Annotated in this window: 23 protein-coding genes and 1 pseudogene; 16 read left to right on the top strand and 8 right to left on the bottom strand. The window is 66.3% G+C overall.

Features of this window, described 5'->3' with window-relative positions:
• Positions 1-26: 26 nt before the first annotated feature.
• On the top strand, positions 27-956 hold the full coding sequence (locus G9Q80_RS01185) for an alpha/beta hydrolase (RefSeq protein ID WP_088716300.1): 930 nt from the start codon (positions 27-29) through the stop codon (positions 954-956).
• A gap of 4 nt (positions 957-960) precedes the next feature.
• Here G9Q80_RS01185 and G9Q80_RS01180 read toward each other — a convergent pair whose 3' ends face one another.
• Positions 961-2,469, bottom strand: coding sequence for an MDR family MFS transporter (locus G9Q80_RS01180; RefSeq protein WP_088716299.1), 1,509 nt, complete (start codon positions 2,467-2,469; stop codon positions 961-963).
• A gap of 164 nt (positions 2,470-2,633) precedes the next feature.
• Between G9Q80_RS01180 and G9Q80_RS01175 the strand changes: the two genes are divergently transcribed.
• The 10 genes from G9Q80_RS01175 (at position 2,634) to G9Q80_RS01130 (ending at position 13,598) form a co-directional block, all read left to right on the top strand.
• A complete protein-coding gene (locus tag G9Q80_RS01175) occupies positions 2,634-3,233 on the top strand; it encodes a MarR family winged helix-turn-helix transcriptional regulator (protein WP_069208158.1) in 600 nt (199 codons plus the stop codon).
• Between the two features lie 54 nt (positions 3,234-3,287).
• Positions 3,288-3,623 (top strand): ArsR/SmtB family transcription factor, encoded by a 336-nt coding sequence (locus G9Q80_RS01170; protein ID WP_043144709.1) that lies wholly within the window; start codon positions 3,288-3,290, stop codon positions 3,621-3,623.
• 3 nt (positions 3,624-3,626) lie between these two features.
• Positions 3,627-4,106 (top strand): SRPBCC family protein, encoded by a 480-nt coding sequence (locus tag G9Q80_RS01165; protein ID WP_043144710.1) that lies wholly within the window; start codon positions 3,627-3,629, stop codon positions 4,104-4,106.
• Between the two features lie 203 nt (positions 4,107-4,309).
• Positions 4,310-5,692 carry a xanthine dehydrogenase small subunit gene (xdhA, locus tag G9Q80_RS01160; protein WP_088716298.1) on the top strand — a complete coding sequence of 461 codons (1,383 nt, stop codon included), beginning with the start codon at positions 4,310-4,312 and terminating at the stop codon, positions 5,690-5,692.
• The gene (xdhB, locus tag G9Q80_RS01155) at positions 5,689-8,031 is read left to right on the top strand and encodes a xanthine dehydrogenase molybdopterin binding subunit (RefSeq protein ID WP_088716297.1); all 2,343 of its coding nucleotides are present in this window, start codon (positions 5,689-5,691) and stop codon (positions 8,029-8,031) included. The genes xdhA and xdhB overlap by 4 nt, the downstream gene beginning before the upstream one ends.
• Positions 8,028-8,966 carry a xanthine dehydrogenase accessory protein XdhC gene (gene xdhC / locus G9Q80_RS01150; RefSeq protein WP_088716296.1) on the top strand — a complete coding sequence of 313 codons (939 nt, stop codon included), beginning with the start codon at positions 8,028-8,030 and terminating at the stop codon, positions 8,964-8,966. The genes xdhB and xdhC overlap by 4 nt, the downstream gene beginning before the upstream one ends.
• The gene (locus G9Q80_RS01145; RefSeq protein ID WP_088716295.1) at positions 8,933-10,456 is read left to right on the top strand and encodes an ABC transporter ATP-binding protein; all 1,524 of its coding nucleotides are present in this window, start codon (positions 8,933-8,935) and stop codon (positions 10,454-10,456) included. Before xdhC ends, G9Q80_RS01145 begins: the two co-directional genes overlap by 34 nt.
• A gap of 27 nt (positions 10,457-10,483) precedes the next feature.
• Positions 10,484-11,569: an ABC transporter permease gene (locus tag G9Q80_RS01140; RefSeq protein ID WP_069208037.1), complete on the top strand. Its 1,086-nt coding sequence runs from the start codon at positions 10,484-10,486 to the stop codon at positions 11,567-11,569.
• Positions 11,569-12,492, top strand: a complete 924-nt coding sequence (locus G9Q80_RS01135) for an ABC transporter permease (protein ID WP_172431375.1) — start codon at positions 11,569-11,571, stop codon at positions 12,490-12,492. The genes G9Q80_RS01140 and G9Q80_RS01135 overlap by 1 nt, the downstream gene beginning before the upstream one ends.
• A gap of 29 nt (positions 12,493-12,521) precedes the next feature.
• Positions 12,522-13,598 (top strand): BMP family ABC transporter substrate-binding protein, encoded by a 1,077-nt coding sequence (locus G9Q80_RS01130; protein ID WP_043144719.1) that lies wholly within the window; start codon positions 12,522-12,524, stop codon positions 13,596-13,598.
• A 65-nt stretch (positions 13,599-13,663) separates the two neighbouring features.
• Here G9Q80_RS01130 and G9Q80_RS01125 read toward each other — a convergent pair whose 3' ends face one another.
• Entirely contained in the window at positions 13,664-14,170 is a 507-nt protein-coding gene (locus tag G9Q80_RS01125; RefSeq protein WP_069208036.1) for a pilus assembly protein N-terminal domain-containing protein, read from the bottom strand.
• A gap of 112 nt (positions 14,171-14,282) precedes the next feature.
• Positions 14,283-15,008, bottom strand: a complete 726-nt coding sequence (locus G9Q80_RS01120) for a vWA domain-containing protein (RefSeq protein ID WP_223306264.1) — start codon at positions 15,006-15,008, stop codon at positions 14,283-14,285.
• A gap of 157 nt (positions 15,009-15,165) precedes the next feature.
• Here G9Q80_RS01120 and G9Q80_RS01115 point away from each other — a divergent pair, with 157 nt between their 5' ends.
• Positions 15,166-16,098: an aldo/keto reductase gene (locus tag G9Q80_RS01115; RefSeq protein ID WP_088716293.1), complete on the top strand. Its 933-nt coding sequence runs from the start codon at positions 15,166-15,168 to the stop codon at positions 16,096-16,098.
• Here G9Q80_RS01115 and G9Q80_RS01110 read toward each other — a convergent pair.
• Genes G9Q80_RS01110 through G9Q80_RS01100 form a run of 3 tightly spaced genes read right to left on the bottom strand, consistent with a single transcriptional unit; the run spans position 16,095 to position 18,887 of the window.
• Complete coding sequence (locus G9Q80_RS01110) at positions 16,095-17,123, bottom strand: trans-3-hydroxy-L-proline dehydratase (RefSeq protein WP_088716292.1); 1,029 nt, start codon at positions 17,121-17,123, stop codon at positions 16,095-16,097. The genes G9Q80_RS01115 and G9Q80_RS01110 overlap by 4 nt on opposite strands.
• 22 nt (positions 17,124-17,145) lie before the next feature.
• Entirely contained in the window at positions 17,146-17,814 is a 669-nt protein-coding gene (locus tag G9Q80_RS01105; RefSeq protein WP_074622395.1) for a nitroreductase, read from the bottom strand.
• The gene (locus G9Q80_RS01100) at positions 17,811-18,887 is read right to left on the bottom strand and encodes a CaiB/BaiF CoA transferase family protein (protein ID WP_088716291.1); all 1,077 of its coding nucleotides are present in this window, start codon (positions 18,885-18,887) and stop codon (positions 17,811-17,813) included. Before G9Q80_RS01100 ends, G9Q80_RS01105 begins: the two co-directional genes overlap by 4 nt.
• Before the next feature lie 111 nt (positions 18,888-18,998).
• On the opposite strand from G9Q80_RS01100, the gene G9Q80_RS01095 reads away from it, so the two are divergent.
• From G9Q80_RS01095 to G9Q80_RS01080, 4 genes are all read left to right on the top strand, one after another.
• The gene (locus G9Q80_RS01095; RefSeq protein ID WP_088716379.1) at positions 18,999-21,437 is read left to right on the top strand and encodes a ligase-associated DNA damage response DEXH box helicase; all 2,439 of its coding nucleotides are present in this window, start codon (positions 18,999-19,001) and stop codon (positions 21,435-21,437) included.
• 173 nt (positions 21,438-21,610) lie between these two features.
• Positions 21,611-22,006: a hypothetical protein gene (locus G9Q80_RS01090; protein ID WP_088716290.1), complete on the top strand. Its 396-nt coding sequence runs from the start codon at positions 21,611-21,613 to the stop codon at positions 22,004-22,006.
• A gap of 48 nt (positions 22,007-22,054) precedes the next feature.
• Positions 22,055-22,732: a ligase-associated DNA damage response endonuclease PdeM gene (gene pdeM / locus G9Q80_RS01085; protein WP_088716289.1), complete on the top strand. Its 678-nt coding sequence runs from the start codon at positions 22,055-22,057 to the stop codon at positions 22,730-22,732.
• A 41-nt stretch (positions 22,733-22,773) separates the two neighbouring features.
• Positions 22,774-23,196 carry a PaaI family thioesterase gene (locus G9Q80_RS01080; RefSeq protein WP_088716288.1) on the top strand — a complete coding sequence of 141 codons (423 nt, stop codon included), beginning with the start codon at positions 22,774-22,776 and terminating at the stop codon, positions 23,194-23,196.
• A 3-nt stretch (positions 23,197-23,199) separates the two neighbouring features.
• On the opposite strand, the gene G9Q80_RS01075 is transcribed toward G9Q80_RS01080, so the two are convergent.
• Positions 23,200-24,087 carry an NAD-dependent epimerase/dehydratase family protein gene (locus G9Q80_RS01075; protein WP_088716287.1) on the bottom strand — a complete coding sequence of 296 codons (888 nt, stop codon included), beginning with the start codon at positions 24,085-24,087 and terminating at the stop codon, positions 23,200-23,202.
• Positions 24,088-24,233: 146 nt separating this feature from the next.
• Positions 24,234-24,508 (bottom strand): annotated as a pseudogene (locus G9Q80_RS01070) (bifunctional methylenetetrahydrofolate dehydrogenase/methenyltetrahydrofolate cyclohydrolase); the annotation flags it as partial.

Here is a 24,508-nt window from a genome sequence, read left to right as displayed (position 1 = left end):
CCGCCGATGGGATTTCAGTACCAGTCATGCAGATCCATGCAGATAGTATTGCGCGTGTCGAAACGGCGCCCGGGTCCACCTCCCCCGACAGTTCCGCCCCGAACCTGACACCCGGCCGCGGCCTGCGGGCCCGACTGCGCCGTACGGTGCTGCTGTCGGCAACGATCCTTGCACCCCGCCTGGCCGCCGACAAACTGGCACGCCGTTACCTGACCTCCGACCAGGCCGTGCTGGATAGGCTTGCGGGCCGGTCACATCGGTTCGAAATCGTCGACCTGGGACAGGACTGCTTTGTCTTGCGCTCGCGCTTTCGCAGGAACGCGGCCGATGCGCCCCGCGTTTTGATCGCACCCGGACATGACGGACACATCCGCCAGTTCACCCGTGTCGTCCGCGCCCTGCAGAAACGGGGGGCTACGGTCGATATGCTGATCTATCCCGGCCACGGCCACGCCAAGCGCAGGGTCTGCAGTCTCGGTGACATCGTGGACGCAATCTGCCGGGCCACGCAGTCCGAAGGGCCCTACGCGGGGATCGTCGCCCATTGCGTCGCCGCGAACGCGATGTTCCACGCGCTTGAACGGGGTATTTCGGCACCGCGCATGACGCTGATCTCGGTACCACTGGACCTGCCCGGGCTGATCCGCCTCGGCGGCCGGCAATACGGGCTGTCGGGCCGCTGCCTCGACCAGTTCGTCGATCGGGTGAGCGCGCTCGGCGCTCCCTGCCCCATAGATCGCCCCTGGCTGAAGGTGGCGGAAACCCGGGACGAGGACCTTTTGATCGTTCAGTCCCGCAACGATTACGCCGCCCCGGTCGAAAAGGCGCGCCCCCTTGCCGCTGCCTGGCCCGGCGCGCAGATGGAAGAATACGACCACGGCGGGCATAACGGCATCCTGAACGTCACCTCGGCGATCAACCGCATCGCCGAGTTCATGGTGCCGGACCGGCCCTGACCGATCAGGTCTCGCCCAGCGGTTCCTCGCGTAGCAGCATCGAGGCAAGACATGCCAGCAAAGCCGCTGCCGCCGCCGCCCAGAAAATCGGGTGCAAAGCGTCCGAGAACCCGTCGAGCACCCGCGCCTGGGCCTCTTCCGGCAGTGCTTGCACCATGTTGGCGCCCAGCGCACCGATGCCGCCCGAAACGCCGCCCGGGATCTCTCCGGCGAGGTTGCGCATCAACCCGGCGCTGAACATCGCGCCAAAAACAGCCGTGCCGACGGAGCCGCCGATCAGCCGGAACATGTTGGTCGAGGCCGTGCCCACGCCCATCATCGACCGCGGCACCGCGTTCTGGACCGCCGCGACCCCCACGGCAAAGACCGGCCCCAGCCCCAAGCCCACCAGCACCATGACCCCGCCGATGAACCAAAGCGCGCTGGCCGCATCCAGCCGCGACATGCCCAGCAGCGCCAGGGTCAGAAGGCCCGTCGACAGCACTGGCATCAGCTTGTAGTGGCCGGTCGCAGACATGATCTTGCCTGCCGCCGTGGACGACAGGATCAACCCGCCCATCATCGGCACCAGGAACAGGCCGGAGGCGGTCGGGCTGATGTCCTTCACCATCTGCAGGAACAGCGGCAGAAAGGTGATGGTTCCGAACATCCCCATGCCCACCAGGAAGCCGACCGCGTTGGTCACCAGGAAAGTGTTGTTGAAAAACAGCGGCAGCGGCAGGATCGGCTCTTCGGCGCGCCGCTCTGTCCGGATGAAGCCGGCCAGTGCAAGGGCGAGGCCGATGAACAACCACGTCACCGGCAGGCTGGACCAGCCATAGCTGCCCGCGATGCTGGGCAACAGAACGATGCACCCGAGGATCGCTGCCAGCAGCGCCGCCCCTAGGTAATCGACCGGCTTGCCCGACCGCTCCAGCGGCGAGGGCAGCGCGCGGTTCAGAACGACAAAGGCCACCACGCCCACCGGGAGGTTGACGAAAAAGATCCAGTGCCAGCCGATGCTCTGCACGATGGCCCCGCCCAGAAGAGGGCCGATCACCGTCGATACGCCAAAGGCCGCCCCTAGGAACCCCTGCGCTTTGCCCCGCTCACGCGGCGGCATCAGGTCGCCAACGGCGGTCATGCAGGTGACGATCAGCCCGCCGCCGCCCAGCCCCTGCACCACGCGCCCGGCGATCACCATCTCCATCGAGACAGCCGTCCCGCAGATCACCGCGCCCAGCACGAAAACCAGGATGCCGGCCTGCAGGACAATCTTGCGGCCGTAGAGATCAGAGAGCTTTCCCGCCACAGGCGCGCCGATGGTCGATGCCATGAGGTAGGCAGTGATCACCCATGTGATATGATCCATACCACCAAGGTCCGCGACCATGATCGGCATTGCGGTGGACACGATGGTCTGACCAAGAGAGGCAAAGAGCAAGGTCGCCGCGATCGCGATCAGCGCCAGGCGCAGCGTGGCCGGGTCTGGTTGGTCGGCGGCAAGGGTAACAGGGGTTTCGGCCAGGGACATGGAAACTTCCTTGAAACGGGGACAGCGCACCGGCACCGGGCGGATTCGGCGCAGGCGACTGGATTGCATCGCCTGGGATCTGGGCCTAAATATGTGCCAAACGCAAAAGCATGTCAACGTCATGCATTTGTCGAAAGCACGCAATATTGCACATCGGGGGCTGCATGACCGCGCGGGATGACAGATTGAAGGCGCAACTGGACCGCGCCGGGATCGGCGGAGAAGTGGCAGAAGCCGCCTTCGACATCGACGCCGTGCTGCAGATCTGGCGCCGCAAGGTGGTCAAGCGGGAACTGGGCCTGCGCGCGCTCGAAGACCTTGGCCTGCGGATGGAACTTGCCGAGCTCGACGTGCTGATGGCGGTCTCGGCGCCGGTCAATGAATTCGGCGAAGCCTCCGGAGAGGAAACGATGGTCTCGACCGTGGCGACACGGCTGGCCATCGACCCGTCACGCGCCAGCCGCCTGACCAGCCAGCTGATCAAACGCGGCCTTCTGCGCCGCGCGGTCAGCCAGCAGGACGCGCGCCGCGCCGTTCTGGAACTGACCGAGACCGGCAAACAGGCGGTCGAGGCGGTGCGCAGCTACAAGTTCCTCGTGCTTGGTTCTTACCTTAAGGACTGGACGATGGAAGAGATCCAGACCTTCCTGCCCTTGCTGGAACGCTTTTCGGCCTGGTCGGAACGGGCCGCCTGCCCCTCTGGCCCCGTGGCAGAGGAAATCGCCAAGTTGCGTGACGACCTCTCGCAGCAAGACAACACTTAGCCATTCAGCTAGGTTTCTCTTGACGCAAGACATGCTGCGAGAATAGGTAGTCTCATGGCTAACCATCTCGACAGCTTCTTCGGCGCGATGGCCGACCCCACCCGCCGCGCCGTGATCGAACGGCTGGTCGGCGGCCCTGCCCCGGTGTCAGAACTGCACGCCCCGCACGACATGGCCCTGCCCTCCTTCCTGAAACACCTGCGCAAACTCGAGTCTGCCGGTCTCATCCGGTCCGAGAAACAGGGCCGGGTGCGCATGGTCCATATCGAGGCCGCGCCACTGGCAGAGGCAGAACACTGGCTCGCCCGCCAAAGGCGCCTCTGGGAGGAACAGACCGACCGGCTGGAGAGTTTCGCCAAATCCCTTGACGTTGCATCCAAAAAGGACTGACCCATGCCCGACCTCGATCCCGATCTTGACCTGCGCCTTGAACGCATGATGGACGTGCCGCCCGCGACGCTCTGGCGCTGCTGGACCGAACCGGAGCTGTTGATGCAGTGGTTCTGCCCCAGACCCTGGCATGTGACCGAGGCCGTGATCGACCTGCGCCCGGGCGGGCGATTCTTTACCCGCATGGCAGGCCCGCTGCCCGACGGCAGCCAGGCCGACATGCCGAACGAAGGCTGTTTCCTTGCCGTCGATCCGGAACGGCGGCTGGTTTTCACCGATGCCTTGCAAGCTGGCTGGCGGCCCGCGGCCCAGCCCTTCATGACCGCGATCGTGACCTTTGAACCGCGCGACGGGGGCACCTTCTACACGGCGACCGCACTGCACAACGACACGGCTGCGCGCGACAAGCACGAGGAAATGGGTTTCAGCAAGGGTTGGAACACCGCCGCCGACCAGATGCTGGACATCGCACGCAGCCTGTGATGTCAGCAGCCACCGCCCGATTTGGCGCCGAAACGGGCGGTGACGATCAATCTGCAGGCGTTTTTCCCTTGCCTTGCCGCATCCTGCCCGCCTAGCCTGACCGCCGATAACAGGGACAAGGGCGCGTTTTCTACGCCGCATCGAGGGCGCGCACCCTGCGAAAAAATCGCGGGGGATTCGGTAAGGCGGCGGGTCACAACCTGATGAACATCGCCTTTCTTCTCAATGGAGAGAGCGTTGAGCTGGCTGAGGTGTCACCCACCGAAACGCTGCTCGACTGGCTGCGCGAGAGGCGCGGTCTCACCGGCACCAAGGAGGGTTGCAACGAGGGCGACTGCGGCGCCTGCACCGTCATGGTGACGGATGAGCGCGGCGCGCGCGCCCTGAATGCCTGCATCCTCTTCCTGCCGCAATTGCACGGCAAGGCGGTGCGCACGGTCGAGGGCCTCTCCGGCCCGGACGGCACGCTTCACCCTGTGCAACAGGCGCTGGTGGATTATCACGGCAGCCAGTGTGGCTTTTGCACGCCAGGCTTTGCGGTCTCGATGGCCACGGCGCATCTGAACGGTGACACCGGCCACAAGGACGCCCTGGCGGGCAACCTCTGCCGATGCACGGGCTATGCGCCGATCCTGCGCGCCGCCCGGGTGGCAGAGGATCAGCCGGTGCCCGACTGGATCAGCGGCGATCAGGCGTACCGAGGCGCTGAAATGGCGCAAAGCCCTTCGCCGACCTGCCACGCCCCGACGACCGCCGATGACCTCGCGCGGCTCTACGCGGAACATCCGCAGGCCACGCTGGTTGCCGGGGCCACGGACGTGGGCCTTTGGGTGACGAAACAGTTGCGCGACCTCGATACGGTGATCTTCCTGAACCGCTGCGCTGACCTGCAGGGGATCGAGGAGACGGATAGCGGCTTTCGCATCGGCGCAGGCGTCACGATGGACCGCGTGCATGCGCTGATGAAACCGCTGTGCCCCAGCTATGCCGAGATGATCCGCCGCTATGGCTCGACCCAGGTGAGAAACGCCGCCACCATCGGCGGCAACATCGCCAACGGCTCGCCCATCGGGGACAACCCGCCCGCGCTGATCGCCGCGAACGCGACGTTGCACCTGCGCCAGGGCGACACCCGGCGCGAGATACCTCTGGAGGACTTCTTTATCGACTACGGCAAGCAGGACCGTGCCCCGGGCGAGTTCGTCGAGGCGGTGACCATTCCCAAAGCCCTGGCCGCCTTGCGCGTTTACAAGCTGTCGAAACGCTTCGACCAGGACATTTCGGCCGTCTGCGGCGCCTTCAACCTGACTGTCACGGACGGCATCGTGACCAGCGCCCGCATCGCCTTTGGCGGCATGGCAGGCATCCCCAAGCGGGCATCGCATGTGGAGGCCGCCCTCACCGGCCAGCCCTGGACAGAGGACACGCTGGACGCCACCGGCCCCGCCTGGGCGCAGGACTTTGCCCCCATGAGCGACATGCGTGCCAGCGCCGACTATCGCCTGACCGCCGCGCGGAACATGCTGCGCCGCTACCGGGCCGAGGACATGGGACAGGCCACGAATGTGCTGGAGGTGCGGCCATGAGCGTCGCGAAACCCCTCCCCCATGACGCGGCGCCGCTGCATGTGACCGGAAAGGCACGTTACGTCGACGACATCCCGACGCCCGCCAATTGCCTGCACCTCGCCTTTGGCCTTTCGCCCATCGCCGCCGGTCGGCTGACCGCGCTCGACCTCGACGCGGTGCGCGCCGCGCCCGGTGTCGTGGGGGTCTGGACCTTCGATGACCTGCCGTCGGAGTGCGACTGCTCACCCTCGCTGCATGACGAGCCGCTGCTGTCGGACGGCACGCTACATTACCAGGGCCAGCCCGTATTCCTCGTCGCTGCCGAAAGCCACCTCACGGCGCGGCGCGCCGTCGCCAAGGCGCGGATCGAGACCGAAGCCGCGCCCCCGATCATGACCATCGAGGAAGCGCTGACCGCCGACAGCCGGTTCGAAGAAGGCCCGCGCATCTGGGCGCGCGGCGATGTGGAGGCCGCCTTCGACGGCGCGCCGCATGTCATCGAAGGCCGGATCGAAATGGGCGGGCAGGAGCACTTCTACCTGGAAGGCCAGGCCGCCCTTGTCTTTCCGCAGGAAGACGGCGACATGCTGGTCCATTCCTCGACCCAGCACCCGACCGAGATCCAGCACAAGGTGGCCGATGCTCTGGGCCTTCAGATGCATAACGTGCGGGTCGAGACGCGGCGTATGGGCGGCGGTTTCGGCGGCAAGGAAAGCCAGGGCAACGCGCTGGCCGTGGCCTGCGCGGTGGTGGCCGCCGCCACTGGTCGGCCTGCCAAAATGCGCTATGACCGCGACGACGACATGGTGATCACCGGCAAGCGGCATGATTTCCGCATCGACTATCGCGTGGGGGTCGATGCGGAGGGCGTGGTTCAGGGGATCGCGTTCCAGCAATACACCCGCTGCGGCTGGTCCCAGGACCTGTCCTTGCCGGTGGCCGATCGTGCCATGCTGCACGCGGACAACGCCTATTTCCTGCCCGCCGTCCGGATCGAAAGCCACCGGCTGCGCACCAACATGTGCAGTGCCACCGCCTATCGCGGCTTTGGCGGCCCGCAGGGCATGGTGGGGATCGAGCGCGTCATGGATCACGTCGCCCATGTGCTGGGCCGCGATCCGCTGGCGGTGCGAAAGGCGAATTACTACGACCCGATGGAGGGGGGCGCTGCCCCCCGCTCGGCAGAGCCGAGCCCCCCCGGGGGTATTTCCGCCAAGAAGAAGCCCAGGACCGTCACGCCCTATGGCCAGACGGTCGAGGATTTCATCCTGAACGAGATGACAGAGGCGCTGGAGATGTCCTGCGACTACGCAGGCAGGCGGGCGGCGGTGGCAGAGTGGAACGCGGCCAACCCGATTCTCAAGAAGGGTATCGCGCTGACGCCGGTGAAATTCGGCATTTCCTTCACGCTCACGCATCTTAACCAGGCGGGCGCGCTGGTGCATGTCTACCAGGACGGTTCCATCGCCATGAACCACGGCGGCACCGAGATGGGACAGGGGCTGTTCCAGAAGGTGGCACAGGTGGCGGCTTCGGCCTTCGGCGTGCCACAAGAGGTCGTCCGCATCACCGCCACCGATACCGCCAAGGTGCCCAATACCTCGGCCACAGCCGCCTCTTCGGGGTCGGACCTGAACGGCGCGGCGGTCAAGATTGCCTGCGAGACGATCCGTACCCGCATGGCCAGGCACCTGGCGCAATTGCACCAGTGCCGCCCGGACGAGGTCCAGTTCCGTGACGGACGGGTACTGGCCGGAGCCCAGGAGATGAGCTTTGCCGAGGCGGCGGCCTTTTGTTACGCGGGAAGGGTCAGTCTTTCGGCCACCGGCTTCTACAAAACACCGAAACTGTCCTGGGACCGGATGAAGGGCGAAGGGCGACCGTTCTTCTACTTTGCCCATGGCGCCGCCTGCACCGAGGTCGTGATCGACACGCTGACCGGCGAATACCGGATGCTGCGCACCGACATCCTGCATGACGCGGGCGCCTCGCTGAACCCCGCCATCGACATCGGCCAGGTCGAGGGCGGCTTTGTCCAGGGCGCGGGCTGGCTGACGACCGAAGAGCTGGTCTGGGACGACCACGGGCGGCTGCGCACCCATGCGCCCTCGACCTACAAGATCCCGGCCTGTTCGGATGCGCCAGAGGTTTTCAACGTGGCGCTCTGGGAGGGTGAGAACCGCGAGGAGACGGTCTATCGCTCCAAGGCGGTGGGCGAGCCGCCTTTCATGCTGGGGATTTCGGCACTGATGGCGCTTTCGGATGCCGTGGCGGCCTGCGGGCCGGGCTATCCGGCTCTGGACGCGCCTGCAACACCGGAACGGGTGCTGGCCGCTATTGCACGGGTGCAGGGATGAGTTTCGACTTCGCCCTTCTCTGCCGCGCGGTCGAACGGCACGGGCGTGTCGCCCGGGTCGTGGTGGCCGAGGTTGCGGGCTCGGCCCCGCGCGAGGTCGGGGCCGCCATGCTGGTCTGGGACGGTGGCCAATTCGGTACCATCGGCGGCGGCGCGCTTGAACTCATGGCTGCACAGTCCGCGCTGAGCCATGAAGGGCTGACGCGTCATCCCCTGGGGCCGGAGCTGGGCCAGTGCTGCGGCGGGGCGGTGACGCTGCTGACCGAGCATTACGATGCGCTGGCGGTGGCCGGTCTCGAAGGGCGCGAGGTGATCGCGCGCGGGGCCGGAGAGATGCCGCTGGCGGTGCGTCGGATGATCGACCGGGCCCGGGCAAAGGGCGAAGCGCCCGAACCACAGCTCCTGCAAGGCTGGATGGTGGAAGCGGTCCGCCGCCCGGCCCTGCCGGTCTGGATCTGGGGCGCGGGCCATGTCGGCCGGGCACTGGTCTCGGTTCTGGCGCCCTTGCCGGACGTGGCGCTGACATGGGTCGATACCGGGCCGGAGCGGTTCCCCGATGAGATCCCCGATGACGTCACCGCCCTGCCCGTCCCCGCGCCGGAGCGCGCCATGCCACGCGCCCCCGGGAACGCCGCCCACCTGATCCTGACCTACAGCCACGAGATCGACCTGGCGCTGTGTCACGCAGCCCTGTCACACGGATTCGCCTTTTGCGGATTGATCGGGTCGGACACGAAATGGGCACGGTTCCGCAAGCGATTGCAGGTGCTTGGCCATGCGCCCGCCCAAATCGACGCCATCTGCTGTCCGATCGGGCACAAAGCGCTTGGCAAACATCCGCAGGCCATTGCCATCGGCACGGTGGCGCAGCTACTCAACTGGCAGCAAGAGAAGGACCACGCGTGGCCGACACACTCCTCAGCCTCCAGGGCCTGACCAAGATCTACCCGGGCGTGATTGCCAACGATGACGTCACCTTTGACATCGGGCGGGGCGAGATCCACGCGCTGTTGGGCGAGAACGGCGCCGGAAAATCGACGCTGGTCAAGATGATCTATGGGCTGAATGCACCGGACAAGGGGCAGATGCTGCTGGACGGGGCGCCGTACAAGCCGTCGAAACCCTCGGAGGCGCGGCAGGCCGGGATCGCGATGGTGTTCCAGCATTTCTCGCTCTTCGACGCACTGGACGTGGCGGAAAACGTGGCGCTGGGGATGGAAACGCCGCCCCCCATGTCCGACCTTGCCCGCCAGATCCGTGAGGTCTCGGAGACCTATGGGCTGCCGCTGGACCCCACGCGTACCGTCGGCACGCTGTCGGCGGGCGAACGGCAACGAGTGGAGATCATCCGCTGCCTTTTGCAGAACCCGCGCCTGCTGATCATGGACGAACCGACCAGCGTCCTGACCCCGCAGGAGGTCGAGATCCTGTTCGAGACCCTGCGCAAGCTGAAGGCCGAAGGCACCTCGATCCTCTATATCTCGCACAAGCTGGAGGAAATCCGCGCGCTTTGCGACACCGCCACGATCCTGCGACTGGGCAAGAAGGTGGCAACCTGCACCCCCGCGGAGACTTCGGCCCGGCAACTGGCCGAGATGATGGTGGGCGCCAGTTTCGCGACCCCAGAGGCCAAGGGCGGCAAGACCGGCGAGGTGCTGCTGGCGGTGAACGAGTTGAGCCTGCCCGCGCCCGGCGCCTTTGGCACCCCCCTGCGCGAGGTCAGCTTCGAGGTCCGCGCGGGCGAGGTACTGGGCATCGGCGGGGTCGCCGGCAACGGGCAGGACGAATTGCTGGCCGCGCTGTCGGGCGAACGCATGGCGCCCGCCGGGTCCATCATCCTGGAAGGCAAGGACATCAGCCGGGCCGGCCCCGTCGCACGCCGCGATCTTGGCGTGCTGTCGGGACCCGAGGAACGGCTGGGCCACGCCGCTGCGCCCGACATGAGCCTGGTCGAGAACGGCGTTCTGACGGCGGCGCGGCGCGAGGGAATGCTGACGAACGGTTTCATCTCCTGGGGCAAGGCGCGGCAGTTCGCCGAAGAGGTGATCGGCCATTTCGACGTGCGCACGCCGGGGCCAGGCACGGCGGCACGGGCGCTGTCAGGGGGAAACCTACAGAAATTCGTCGTCGGTCGCGAGATCCTGCAAGGCCCGCGCGTACTGGTGCTGAACCAGCCCACATGGGGCGTGGACGCGGCGGCGGCGGCCTTTATCCGCCAGTCGATCCTGGACCTGGCCGCCAAGGGCGGCGCCGTGGTGGTCATCAGCCAGGACCTGGATGAGCTGATGGAGGTCTCGGACCGGTTTGGCGCCCTGAACGAGGGGCGGCTGTCGCCCACACGTCCGGTCGCCAGCCTGGATATCGAGCAGATTGGCCTGATGATGGGCGGCGCCCATGACATGGAGGTGGCCCATGTGGACGAATGAGGCCGCTGGCCAAGGGGGGACACGCCCATGATCCGGCTTGAGAAACGCCCCCAGCCTTCGCAACTCTGGACCTACCTGACGCCGGTGCTGGCCGTGCTGCTGACCATGCTCGTCGGCGGCGTGCTTTTTGCCTTCCTCGGCGCCAACCCGGTCGAGGCGATCCGCACGATCTTCTGGGATCCGCTGTTCAACGCGCAATTCGCCGGGTTCACGCGACCGCAGTTGCTGGTCAAGGCGGGGCCGCTGATCCTGATCGCCATCGGGCTTTCCATCGGCTTTCGCGCCGGGATCTGGAACATCGGCGCCGAAGGGCAGTACATCATGGGCGCCATCTGTGGCGCTGCCGCCGGTCTTGCCTTCTACCCCTCCGAAAGTTTCCTGATCTTCCCGATCATGATCGTCGCCGGCGCGCTTGGCGGCTGGGCCTGGGCGATGATCCCGGCCATCCTGAAGACGAAATTCGGCACCAACGAGATCCTCGTCTCGCTGATGCTGGTCTATGTGGCGGAAACCATCCTCGGCTCTGTCTCAACCGGCCTTTTGCGCAATCCCGAGGGGCGTGGCTTCCCCGGGTCGCGCAATTTCAAGCAATGGGACGCGGCGCATAACAGCGACCTGATCGCCAACACCGGGATGCACTGGGGCGTGGTCTTTGCCTTCATCGCGGTGATCGGCGCCTATGTCCTGCTGACCCGGCACATGCTGGGCTTCAACATCCGGCTGACCGGCGAAGCGCCGCGCGCGGCCCGCTTTTCCGGCGTGAACCCGGCGCGCATCATCCTGATCTGCCTTGGCCTCTCGGGCGCGCTGGCCGGCATGGCAGGGTTGTTCGAGGTCACCGGCCCCGCGGGCCAGGTCTCGATCGACTTTGGGTCCGGCTACGGGTTCACGGCGATCATCGTGGCCTTCCTGGGGCGGCTCAATCCCATCGGCATCCTGCTGGCCGGTCTGCTCATGGCGCTGACCTATATCGGTGGCGAGCTGGCGCAGCTGATGCTGGGCCTGCCCGGCGCCTCGATCCAGCTGTTCCAGGGGATGTTGCTGTTCTTCCTGCTCGCAATGGATGTCTTCACCAATTTCCGCCTGCGCATCGGCAAGAGGGAGGTGGCATGATGGACCTGAGCAGCATCAATCCCATCCTTCTCGTCGCCTCCATCATGGTCTCGGCCACACCGATCCTGCTGGCCGCCATCGGCGAGATGGTTGTCGAGAAATCCGGCGTGCTGAACCTGGGCGTCGAGGGGATGATGATCACCGGCGCCGTGGTGGGCTTTGCCGTGGCGGTCAATTCCACCTCTCCCGCGCTGGGGTTCGTCGCCGCGGCTCTGGCCTCGGCGCTGCTTGCGCTCTCATTTGGCCTGCTGACGCAGTTCCTGCTTTCGAACCAGGTTGCCACCGGGCTGGGCCTGACGCTGGTGGGCCTTGGCCTTTCCAGCCTGATCGGGAAACCCTACGAGGGTATGAAAAGCCCGACCCTGCCCAAGCTGGACATCCCTCTGCTGTCGGACCTGCCGGTGGTGGGGCGGATGCTCTTCAGCCATGACCTGATGGTCTATTTCAGCCTCGCGCTGGTTGTCGCGGTCTGGGCCTTCCTGAAACACACCCGCGCCGGGCTGATCCTGCGTGCGGTCGGCGAAAGCCACGACAGCGCCCATGCGCTTGGCTACAAGGTCGTCATTATCCGCCTCATGGCGATCCTATTCGGCGGCGCCTGTGCGGGCCTCGGCGGCGCATACCTCAGCCTGGTGCGCGTCCCGCAATGGACCGAGGGCATGACCGCCGGCGCCGGTTGGATCGCCCTGGCCATCGTCGTCTTCGCCTCGTGGCGACCAGGCCGCGTGGCCATCGGGGCCTATCTGTTCGGCGGGGTCACGGTGCTGCAACTGAACCTGCAGGCGGCGGGCGCCGCCGTGCCGGTCGCGCTCTTGTCGGCCTCGCCCTATCTTGTCACGATCCTCGTGCTCGTGATCATCTCGGCCCGCGGCGCGCATGCCGCGCCCGCCTCGCTGGGCCGGCCTTTCCACGCCTCGAGCTGAGGCACAGAACCAACCAACAGGGGACCACAATGCACAGAAGAACCCTTCTCTCCACCGCAGCCCTCGCGCTGACGCTTGGCTTCGGCTCTGCCGCCGCGGCCCAGGACGTCACCGCGGGCTTCATCTACGTCGGCCCGGTGGGCGATGGCGGCTGGACCTACGAACACAACAAGGGGCGCCTTGCGGTCGAGGAGCACTTTGGCGACAAGGTGAAGACCATCTACCAGGAAAGCGTGCCCGAAGGCGCCGATGCCGAACGCGCCATCACGCAGATGGCCCTGTCGGGTGCAGACATCATCTTTACCACGTCCTTCGGCTACATGGACCCGACCATCGCCGTGGCGGAGAAATTCCCGAACGTGAAGTTCGAACACGCCACCGGATACAAGCGCGCAGACAACGTCAGCGTCTACTCGGCCCGTTTCTACGAAGGCCGCGCCATCCAGGGCCATATCGCCGGGTCGATGACCAAGACCAACAAGATCGGCTACATCGCCTCCTACCCGATCCCCGAGGTCATCCGCGGCATCAACGCGGCCTATATCCACGCCAAAAAGGTGAACCCGGACGTCGAATTCTCGATCATCTGGGCCTACACCTGGTTCGATCCGGCGAAAGAGGCGGATGCCGCCCGCGCCCTGATCGAGAACGGCGCCGACGTGATCCTGCAGCATACCGACTCGACCGCGCCGCAGGCGGCGGCGGCAGAGGCCGGCAATGTCATCACCTTCGGCCAGGCCTCGGACATGATCGAATACGCGCCCACCCCGCGCGTCTCCTCGATCATCGACAACTGGGCGCCTTACTACATCGACCGCGTGCAGGCGGTCATGGACGGCAGCTGGACCAGCGAAGACACCTGGGACGGTATCGGCCCGGGCATGGTCGGCATCGGCGAGATCACCGACGCGGTCCCCGCAGAGGTCAAAGCCGAGGCGCTGGACCTCAAGGCCGCCATCGCGGCGGGCGACTACCACCCGTTCACCGGACCGATCAACAAGGCCGACGGCTCTGTCTGGCTGGCAGAGGGCGAAGTGGCCGATGACGGCACCCTGCTGGGGATGGATTTCTACGTCGAAGGCATCAACGCCGACATCCCGCAGTAAACCGATGACGGAACGAAGGCCCCCTTTGGGGCCTTCGTTTCATCCGGAATGCGCCGGCCGAGGGGTCAGCAGCCCCCCACGTCGGCCAGCGCGACATAGCCCCAGGACTTGAGCTGGGTCATAACGCCTTCCAGGGCCTGCCGCTGGCGGTCGCCTGCAACGCAACCAGAGGCGGTCACCACAACGCCCGCACGTTCCAGTGTCACGTCGCCCCCGGCCTTTTCCAGAAAGCCCTGCATCGGCGCGATGTCGCGGTAGACCACCACTGCCATATGCGTCAGGTCCAGGCTGTCGCGGTCACGGATCACCGTCAGTGTGGTCTCTCCAACCTCCTTGCCCAGAAGATAGACCAGGGTCCCGCTGAGAGAGCTGATATCCGCGATCTCGGGGTCGCCGATCGACAATTCGGCATAGGCATCGTCAAAGGCAAGCGTCACCGCCTGCTTGGCCTTCACCTCGATCGTATCGGCGGCGCCGATGATTTCGAACCCGGCGTCCTGCGCCGAAATTGGCGCCGCACCGCAAAACGCGAAACTGGCGGCAAGCGCCATGATGGAAAATTTCCTGAACACGATTTGTCCTCCAATATATCGGCAGCGGCCAAGTGCCGCTCCGGCATAATGAGGACAGACTGCGCGGTGTCCTGATTCCTGTCAAAGGCGGTTAACCCGACCGCAGGCCGGACTAACGCAGGCGCCGCCGCTCGGTCGGAAGCGCGCCCATCACGTTGCAGCCCAACGTCACCCGCAGCGCCCCGATCAATTCGTCAACCGTTTCGGCACGGACATAGCGCCCGCCGGTTCGGTCGGCCAGGCAGCGGGCCACGGTGGTGGCCATCTGATCGTTCGGATTGGACCAGTCGAAATGATCGCCGCGCACCTTGAAGCCGATCACATGCACCGTCAGTTCCGGCGCCATCGCGGCGATCTCGGCGGCAAGACTGCAGGGCGCACCGCCGCAGGTTTCCTTGCCATCCGTCACCAGAACCACGGTCCCGGGGCGATTGAGGTAGTCCAGCGTCTCTGCCGCGCGCCGGACGCTTTCGGTCAGCGAGGTGCCCCCAGCGGGCCGCAACGCATCGACATCCGCCAGGATCCGCGGCCCGGCCTGCCATTGCGGCGGAAAGCGCAGGTCGGTGTTGGCGCAGGTCCGGTCTCCGGCGGGGCCGTAGATCACCAGGCCCAGCCGTCGCGCCGCCGCGACAGAGGGGATCACCCGGCGCATCGCCATGCGGGCCTCGGAGATGCGGGGCACGCCGATCGCGTTGTAGCCGATCTCTGCCATGCTGCCGGACCCGTCGAAGACGATCATCGCATCCTCGGTGCAGCTTTCCCCGGCGCCCGTCGCCAGTGGCGCGGAGGTGGCGGCGGCCAGACAGGCCGCGCCGGCCAGTCGGGGCAGCAGGCGCATGGGCGGCTCCTTTTCCTGACAGCATGGCAGGCCCCCGAGAGTCTGTCGAGCCAGCGTAGGTTGCGACCTGTGCCCCAGGTCACATGCGAAGCGGTGGGCACATCATGATCTGCCAAAGCTGCTTTGACTTTGGCGCACCGCGTGGCAGGTTGATGCCATGACACTGACCACACTTTCGGGTGACACACCCGCCCGCTTTGCCTTTGGCTGCATGCAGTTCGGGGGCCGCGCCACCGAGGCTGACAGCCGCGCCATGTTCGACGCCTGCCGCGCCGCGGGCATCGCCCATTTCGACACCGCCCACGTCTATACCGATGGCGCCTCAGAGCGCCTTCTGGGCCAGTTCGCCGCCGCGGCGCGCAAGGATCTGTTCATCGCGACCAAGGCGAATTTCCCCGGCGGCGCCAGCCGTGACAACATCCGGACCTCTCTGGACGAAAGCCGCAAGCGCCTGAACATGGAGGTGATCGACCTCTACTACCTGCATCGCTGGGACGGCGATACGCCGCTGGAAGAGAGTTTCGAGACGCTCGCCGAATTGCAGCAGGCTGGGACAATTCGGTACATCGGCGTGTCCAACTATGCCGCCTGGCAGGTGATGAAGGCGCAGGGAGTGGCGGCCCGTTTCGGCACCCGGATCGACGTGCTGCAACCCATGTACAACCTGGTGAAACGCCAGGCCGAGGTGGAAATCCTGCCCATGTGCGCCTCGGAAGACATCCTGCCGGTGCCCTATTCGCCGCTGGGCGGTGGCTTGCTGACCGGCAAGTATGCACGCGGCGGCGAAGGTCGCCTGACAGAGGACGACCGATACGCGAACCGCTATGCCCGCCCCGAGATGCACCAGGCGGCCGAGGCGCTGGCCGAGATCGCCAGCGAACTGGGAACCGAAGCTGCCACGCTTGCCGTGGCCTGGGTGGCCGCCCATCCGTCCGGCCCGGCGCCGATCCTCTCCGCCCGCAACGCGGCGCAGTTGCAGCCTTCGCTGGCGGGCATGACCTACCAGATGGATGCAGAGCTTTATGCCCGTCTGTCTGCCCTCAGCCCGACGCCGCCCCCGGCGACGGACCGGCTGGAGGAAGCCTCCTAGCGCGCGCCCCAGGTATCGCTGAGACGATAGCCGCGCGGCCAGGGATCATCCGGGTCCAGCATGTGCTGATGAATGCCGGTGATCCAGCCGCGCCCGCTGATTTCCGGCAAAACGGCGGGCAGATCGCCCACCCTGGTCGTCCCGACAATGCGTCCCGAGAAAGCCGAGCCGATCAGCGAGGTCGCGGTCAATGTCTCGCCTTCGGCCATCTCTCCCCTCGCGTGCAGGACCGCCATGCGGGCGGACAGCGCCGTGCCCGTGGGCGACCGATCCACCTTGCCCGGCTGGATCGCCACCGCCGACCTTGCACGCAAACCTTCGGACCCGCGGTCCAGCGGCCCTGCAAAGAGACAGAACGAAATATGCCGCCAGTCAGGGTTGGTTGGATGGTGAAAGCCCAGCTGCGCGGTGGCCGCCCGGGCGATCCGCGCGCCGGTTCGGGCGATCTCATGCGCTTCGTCTGGCACGAGGTCCAGGCCCAGCGCACGCGCATCGACGATGACGAAACTGTCGCCGCCGAATGCCGTGTCCACGGTCAGCCTGCCCAGCCCTTCGACCTCCAGCGGCACACCCAGTTTCTGTGCGAAACTGGGAAGGTTGCGGACAAAGATACGCTGTGCCTTGCCGTCCCGGCATTCGGCGCGCACCCGAACCAGCCCGCCCGGTGCCTCCAGCGTGAATTCCGTCACCGGCTCCTCTATCGGCAGGATGCCCCCATCCAGCAGAACCGTCGCCACGCAGATCGAGTTCGACCCCGACATCGGTGGCGTGTCCTCCGGTTCCATGATGATGAAGGCCGCATCCGCGTCCGGATGTTTCGGCGGGACCAGCAGGTTGACATGCCGGAACACGCCGCCGCGCGGCTCGTTCAGGACAAAATCCCGCAAGCCACCGTCCCGCGCGATCCAGCGGCTTTGTTCCCAGAGCGTCTCTCCCGGCGGCGGCGCGACACCGCCAACGATCACGTCGCCCACCTCGCCCTCGGCATGGGCCGAGATCACGTGGATCGTCTTGCTGCTGCGCATGGCCTGCCCCCTGCTTTCGCGTTCAACGCCAGTCCACGACTTCGGACAGGTCTGCGCGGTCGGTGCGGTAGGAATTGGCGGGATGATCCGGATCGGCATGGCCAAAGGCGATGGCGCAAACAAGGTCACGATCCTCGGCGATGTCGTAGCGGTCGCGCACGAAGGGCGAGAAACTGGCCACCGCCGCCATCGCGATACTGGCCAGCCCGCGCGCCTGAAATGCCAGCATGACAGCCGTGACATAGGCCCCGCAATCCAGCACCCCATAGGTGCCAAGGTCCTTCGGCGCGGTGATCAACAGGCAGTGCGGCGCCCCGAAGAGGCGGAAATTCTCGCGCATTTGCCTGCCCGAGGCCGCGCGGTCACCTTTCTGGATGCCCAACGCGCCATACAGTTGCCAGCCACAGGTGCGCCGCCTTTCCTGGTAGATGCCCTCGTAACGCAACGGAAAGGGGATGTCGCTTTGCCGCTCCCCGGTTTCCACATGGGCATAGAAGGCCTTGGCGAATGCAGCGGTTTCCGGCGCCGTGAGGGCGATCACCTGCCAGGGCTGGACGTTGTTCCAGCTTGGCACCTGCTGCGCATCCCGCAGGGCGCTTTCGATCACCTCCTGCGGGACCGGGTCGGGCCGGTAGGCCCGGCAGGAATAGCGCGCCTTCAACAGGTCCGCGAATGTCTCGGCTTCGTTCACAACAGGCCCCTTTCCCTCAGCTCATCCAAGATCGCCACTCTGTCCTGCCCCGGGTCCGGCGCCGGTCTGGTCGCCCGCGCCCCGCCATCGAAACGCGGCGCCGGCAAGGCGCTGCCCGGCCCATGCCCGCGCGCCGTCATGTGCGGATCACAGGCCGCCTCGTCCGGGGTCAGGACCGGGGCAAGGCAGGCATCGCTGTCCTCGAACAAAGCCGCCCAATGATCGCGCGGCTGGGCGGCAAAGATCCGTTCCAGCCGCGCCCCCTGCACCGGCCAACGGTCGGGATCGAACTGGTCCGCGAAATCCGGATCCTCCGCCAGTCCCATCCGGTCCAGGAACAAGGCGTAGAATTTCGGCTCCAGGCATTGCAGAGCCACATGGCCACCACAGGAACAAGCATAGCAGCGCGACCAATGCGGCCCGTCCAGCAATGACCGTCCCCGCGCGCCCGTGTCGAACCCCGGCCCCATCGACCGCAAGAGCGCCATCATGTGCTGCGCCCCGTCCACGATGGCCGCGTCGACAACCGTCCCCTGCCCTGTCTCCCGCGCCTGCAACAGCCCCGCCAGCATCCCCACGGTCAGGTAAAGCGCGCCGGCGCCGATATCGCCCAGCATCGTCGGCGGCACGCCCGGCACCTGTCCCGGCAACCCGGCGTAGAACAGGGCGCCGGACAGGCCCAAATAGTTCAGGTCGTGCCCGGCAAGCGTCGCGCGCGGCCCATCCTGCCCCCAGCCCGTCATCCGTCCGTAGACCAGACGCGGATTGAGCGACTGCGCCGCCTCCGGGCCCAGCCCCAGCCGCTCCATCACCCCCGGGCGCATCCCCTCGATCAGCCCGTCGGCGGATCGGATCAGCGCGCGGGCAATGCCAAGATCTCCGTCATCCTTGAGGTCCAGCGCGATGGACCTCTTGCCCCTGTCCAACAGACGGCTGGCACCCTTGGCAGGATTGGTTTCGCCACCCTTGCGCTGCACCAGGATGACCTCGGCGCCAAGGTCCGCCAAGTGCATTGCGGAAAAGGGTCCCGGCCCCAGCGCCTCGAACTCGATGATGCGAATGCCGTTCAGCATGGTGATCCTCCCCGCGCGCAGTCAAGCCGAGCACGCCGCGAAAGGAAAGAGGAGTCGCAACCGCCGGTCGGCCCGCTGTTGCTTTCCGATGGAGCGGGTTATCTCTCGACCATGACAAGGCTTCCCGACAGTCTGCAAAGCTGGTTCGACTCGCGTGGTTGGCAGGTCCATCCACACCAGCGCGCCATGCTGGACCGTGCCGCCGGCCCTGCGCTACTATTGATCGCGCCCACCGGCGGCGGCAAGACGCTGGCCGGGTTCCTGCCGACGCTTTCAGAACTGGCCGAGAGCCCGCACGACGGCCTGCACACGCTCTACATCTCGCCGCTCAAGGCGCTGGCCGCCGACATCCGGCGCAACCTGCTGATCCCGATCGAGGAGGCGGGCCTGCCGATCCGGGTCGAGGACCGCACCGGCGACACGCCCGCCAGCCGCAAGAAACGCCAGCGCGCCGACCCGCCGCATATCCTGCTGACCACACCTGAAAGCCTCGCCCTGCTGACCTCTTACGAGGATGCGCCGCGCATGTTCGCGGGCCTCCAAAGGGTCATCGTCGACGAGATCCACGCGCTGAGCGAATCCAAGCGCGGCGATCAGCTCATGCTGGCGCTGGCGCGGTTGCAGGCGCTCTGCCCCGGCCTGCGCCGCGTGGGCCTGTCGGCCACGGTCGAGGACCCGCAGGCCATCGCGCGGCTCATGGCCCACGGCGATCAGCCCTGCGATATCCTGCAGGCCGATCCCGGCCCGGACCCGGACATCTCGATGCTGGTCACGGACCAAGCCCCGCCCTGGGCCGGGGGCGGCGCTGCCTACTCCATCCCGGCCGTGCTGGAAGAAGTCAAACGCCACAAGACCACGCTGATCTTTCACAACACCCGCGCACAGGCCGAGATCTATTTCCACAATCTCTGGTTGGCGAACGAGGATGCGCTGCCCATCGGCATCCACCACGGCTCGCTCGACCGCGGCCAGCGGGAAAAGGTCGAGGCGGCAATGGTCGCGGGCCAGTTGCGCGCCATCGTCTGCACCGGCTCGCTGGACCTGGGCATCGACTGGGGGGACGTGGACCTGGTGATCCAGGTCGGCGCGCCGAAGAACGTCAAGCGGCTGGTCCAGCGGATCGGCCGCGCCAATCACCGCTACAACGCGCCGTCCAAGGCGATCCTGGTGCCCGCCAACCGCTTTGAGGTGGTCGAATGCTTGGCCGCGCTGGAGGCGGTCAAGGCGCATGATCTGGACGGCGAGCCGCGCGGGCCGGGGCCGCGCGATGTGCTCTGCCAGCATATCCTGATCGCCGCCGCCTCTGGCCCGTTCGAGGCCGACGCCCTGTATCGGGAAATGCGCGGCGCGGGCGCCTACGCCGGGCTGACCCGGGCGCAATTCGATGCCTGTCTCGATTTCTGCGCCACCGGCGGCTACGCGCTGCGCGCCTATGACCAGTGGCAGCGCCTGCAACAGCGCGCGGACGGGCGTTGGCAGCTGCGCGACCCGCGCTCCGCCACCCGCATCCGCCAGAACATCGGCACGATCCAGGACACCGACACTCTCAAGGTCAAATGGCGCGGGCGCGGCGGCGCGCCGCTGGGCGAGGTCGAGGAAGGCTTTGCCGCCTCGCTGACCAAGGGCGACACCTTCCTGATCGGCGGCCAGATCGTGCGCTACGAGGGGCTGCGCGAACTGGTGGTCGAGGTGACGCGCGATCCGGGACGCAAGCCCAAGATCGCCACTTTCATGGGCACGAAATTCTCGACCTCAACGCAGCTTTCGGACCGTATCCTGCGGATGTTCCGGGCAGAGGACTGGCCCGACCTGCCACCCCACACCCGCGACTGGCTGCACCTGCAGCGCGAGGTTTCACGGCTGCCCGAACCGGGCCGCCTGCTGGTCGAGAGCTTCCCCCACGACGGGCGGCAGCAACTGGTGGTCTACGGCTTTGCCGGGCGCAATGCGCAGCAGACGCTGGGTCTCTTGCTGACGAAACGGATGGAGGAGATGGGGCTGGCACCGATGGGTTTCGTCAGCACGGATTACGCCACGCTGATCTGGGGGCTGGACGCGGTGACCGATCCGGTGCCGCTGTTCGATCTGCAGGCGCTGGAAAACGGCCTCGACACTTGGCTTGCGGGCAACGCAGTGATGAAACGCACCTTCCGCGCCTCTGCCACCATCGCCGGGCTGATCGAGCGGCAGGTCGGCGGTCAGCGCAAGACCGGGCGGCAGGCCACCATGTCCTCGGACATCCTGTACGACACCTTGCTGAAATACGACCCCGAGCACCTCTTGATGCAGATCACCCGCGAGGAGGCGATGCGCGGGCTGGTGGATTTCGCCCGCATCCGCGAGATGTGCGAACGCGTCGGCGACCACATCGATCACCTGCGCCTGTCCCGAGTCACCCCGTTGGCCGCGCCGCTCTTTCTTGAACCCGGGCGGGTGCCAGTCAACGGGTTGGCGGACGAACGGCTGATGGAAGAGGAAATCAGCCGCCTTCTGGACGAAAGCGGCTTGGCGCAGGTCGAAACCAAGCCGGCATGGCGGGTGCCCTGGTAGCCCTATCCCAACGGATAGGCCTCCTCTCCGATTTCGCACCGAACCACCCAAGCGTCCGCGTGATCCGGCCAGCGCGATCCCTTATACCGTTCGCAGGGCCAAAACGGCGGCTTGCCCCGGTGCAGGTCATGGCAGACAGAAAGCTGCCCCCCTTACAACGAAAGCCCCGAACAATGTCTGTCCATTTCGATCCCGACCAGCTTCACGATGACACTCCTGCCGTTCTCAACGTCTTCTCGATCCTCGTTCTGAACATCCTTTGCATCACGGGAATGGGCATCGCCGCACAGGTGGCCGGGCTGCACTGGGCGTGGGTTCTGGCGACAGCCTGGGTTGGCGGCGCGGTCGTGACGGTTGCCCTTATCCTTACCCTGGCCTTCATCCTGCCGACGCTCGCAGACCGGCGCCCGGCCCGCTTTGTCCGGACAGAAACGCCCACACTCGACGAATGGCAGGCGGACGCGCAGGACCTGCTGGACCTATGGGCCGCCGATGTACGTGCCGAAAAGGCCGCCCGCAAGGCACGCAACGCCGCGACAACAGCCGAGGAAGACCGCAAGGCCGCCTGAGCCTTGCACCCGCTTGCGGACACCGCCCCGGCGTGTCAAGAACAAGACATGAACACGCACGGGTTCTCTTTTCATGGCGTCACCCTGCAGGCCCTCCCGTCCGGGGCACTGCACTGGCCCGAGGCCGGGATACTGGTGGTCTCTGACCTGCATCTCGGCAAATCCGCGCGGCTTTCCGCCGTGGGGGGCGCGCAGCTTCCGCCCTACGAGACGCGGGAAACCCTGCAACGTCTGGACGATGATCTTGCCGCCACCAAGACCCAGCGGGTCATCTGCCTGGGCGACAGTTTCGACGCGCCGGGCATAGAGGCCGCGCTGCCGCAAGAGGACCTGCTGTGGATCACACGCCTGCAAGCCGGGCGAGAGTGGATCTGGATCGCGGGCAACCACGATCCTGCCCCCGTGACGCTGAACGGTGCGCATCGTGCCGAACACACTGAGGGTGGGCTGACATTTCGCCATATCGCCACCCCGGATGGCCGGGCAGAGGTTTCGGGCCACTATCATCCCAAGGCGCGATTGTCCCTCAGGGGGCGCAGCGTGACCCGCCCCTGTTTTCTGGTCGACGAAACGCGCCTGATCCTGCCCGCCTATGGGGCCTACACCGGCGGGCTGCACTGCGATGCTCCCGTCCTCTCCGACCTGATGGACCCGTCGGCCCAGGCCATCCTGACGGGTCCGCGTCCCGTGGCCATTCCGATGCCCCGTCGCGCAAGGGCAGGCTGATCCCTCTTGCCCTTGCCCGCGCGGCATGGCCAAGTCGCAACATGGACCTAGACACGCGCATCCGCACCAGTTTCAACCGCCAGGGCATGCTTGTCACACTTGGCGCGTCGTTGACCCGCGTCGCCCCCGGCGAAATCGAGATCGAAGTGCCGATCCGGCCCGAGGTGTCGCAGCAACAGGGCTATGCCCACGGCGCCCTGCCCTTTGCCATCGGCGACAGCGCCGCCGGCTACGCCGCCGTCACCCTGCTCGACGCGGAAAGCGACGTTGTCACGTCCGAAATGGCGATCCACTATCTTGCTCCCGGCGTCGGGGATCGCCTCGTTGCCCGCGGCAGCGTCATCAAGCCGGGCAAGCGGATGCTGGTCACGCAGGCCGATGTCTATGCCTTCACCGGAACCGGGGAACGCCATATCGCCCGGCTGACCGGGACGATGGTCCGTGTCCCGCTCAGGCAGGACTAAACCTTACCCCAGCACATCGCGCCAGCTGTGGCGCGGCTGGTAGCCCAGCATTTCCTTGGCCTTGCGGTTGCTGTACAGCGTCTCGGTCTCGCCCAACGTGCCCTTGACCGGCACGCCCTCGTAGAACCTCTCGATCAGTTCAGACGTGCTCAGCCCGACCGAATGGTCGTCGTTCGACACGTTGAAGACCTCGTAGCCCAACCCGTCGGTCGCCAGGCACCGGTCGACCATCTGCCCCAGATCGCGCGCGTCGATATAGGCAAAGATGTTGCGCCGCCGCAGGGCCGGGTCCTGCATGTAGGCCGGAAAGTCCTGTGCGTATTCATGCGGCTCGATCACGTTGTTGATCCGCAGCCCGTAGATGTCGCACCCGCTGCGCGCCTGAAAGCTGCGCGCGGTGACCTCGTTGACGACCTTGGACATGGCGTAGCTGTCCTCGGGCACGGTGGGATGGGTCTCGTCGACGGGCAGGTAGTCCGGCTTGCGCTCGCCATCGGCGAAACAGACGCCATAGGTGGTCTCGGACGAGGCAAAGACAATCTTGCGGATGCCGAATTTCACCGCCGCGTCGATGATATTGTAGGTGCCCAGCGTGTTGACCCGGTAACACTCGTTGTCCGAAGTCACGAGGATGCGCGGGATCGCCGCGAAATGCACGACGGCATCGAACCTCGGCACGCCGGTTCCCGGCTCCAGCTCGTCGAGGCCCGCGAGGCTGCTCATGACGTCATAGACCTGGCCGGCGTCTGTGATGTCGGCGATGCGGTTGTCGACGCCTTCCAGGTCCAGCGGGACACGGTCAACGTTCAGCACCCGGTGCCCCTGGTCCAGCAGGTAGGCAACGACGTGACGCCCGGCCTTGCCGGACCCTCCGGTAAACAGAATGCGCATGGTTCTTGTCCTCCCCTTCTTGGGGGGCACCATGCCGGTCCCCGGTCGGAATGGCCAGAGGAAGGCCCGCGCCCGTCCACGAGGGTATCAGCTGAAACAAAAACGCGCCCCGGTGGGGCGCGCCTATTTTGGTCTGGGGGTGACCCTCAAGCGGTCAGCCCCTCCGGCTCTGCCAGTCCGTTGGCGCGGCAGCAGGCGGTCAGCGTGTTGGCCAGCAGGCAGGCGATGGTCATCGGGCCGACGCCGCCGGGCACCGGTGTGATCGCACCCGCAACCGCGGCGCAGCTCTCGTAGTGCGCGTCGCCCACGAGGCGGGTTTTGCCTTCGCCCTTTTCCGGCGCGTCGATGCGGTTGATGCCCACGTCGATCACCGTGGCGCCCGGCTTGATCCAGTCGCCCGGCACCATCTCGGGGCGGCCCA

It is taken from the genome of Mameliella sp. LZ-28 (genome assembly GCF_012274245.1).
Taxonomy (GTDB): domain Bacteria; phylum Pseudomonadota; class Alphaproteobacteria; order Rhodobacterales; family Rhodobacteraceae; genus Antarctobacter; species Antarctobacter albus.
Note: the sequence above shows the minus strand (reverse complement) of the source record. Positions and strands in the feature narration are given on the sequence as shown.